1 protein-coding gene is annotated in these 626 nt (G+C 46.0%); it reads left to right on the top strand.

Annotated elements, in window-relative coordinates; all coding sequences use genetic code 11:
- A partial coding sequence (locus tag B3Z75_RS00315; protein ID WP_294066421.1) for a TIM-barrel domain-containing protein occupies nucleotides 1-626 on the top strand: 626 nt, incomplete at both ends.

Below are 626 nucleotides of genomic sequence, written 5' to 3'. Positions count from 1 at the left end.
TATGTTCGCTGGATGCAATTCGGCGCCTTCAACCCGATGATGCGTTCGCACGGTACCGACCTCTCGAGGGAGATTTATCATTTTGGACAAAAGGGAGAACCCATATACGATGCCATCGAGCGCACAATTCGTTTGCGTTATTCTCTGTTGCCCTATATTTATTCCACTGCTTGGGAAGTAACAAACAAGCAGTCGAGTTTCATGCGGGCACTGGTGATGGACTTTGCACAGGATAAGAATGTCTGGGACATCAAGAACCAGTTCATGTTTGGTAATTCCATACTGGTTGCTCCAGTGACGGAGGCGCAGTATACTCCCGAGAAAATTGTGGATGCCAGCATAGAAGAAGGGTGGACACGAGCAAATGGAGAAGGGACAGAGAAAGGTTCACAAATAGATTTTACTGCTAAAAAAACCTCTAACCTCTATCTTCCGGCAGGTTCAAGATGGTATGATTTCTGGACGAACGAAAGATTTGACGGAGGAAAGGAAATCTCAAAAGAAACAAGCATCGACATCATTCCCTTATACATAAAAGCAGGAACCATCCTTCCCATAGGTCCCGAGGTGCAATATGCCACCGAGAAAAGCTGGGACAACCTGGAACTGAGAATTTACGAAGGTGC

This window comes from Proteiniphilum sp. UBA1028, from assembly GCF_002316955.1.
In the GTDB taxonomy this organism is placed as follows: domain Bacteria; phylum Bacteroidota; class Bacteroidia; order Bacteroidales; family Dysgonomonadaceae; genus Proteiniphilum.
Note: the sequence above shows the minus strand (reverse complement) of the source record. Positions and strands in the feature narration are given on the sequence as shown.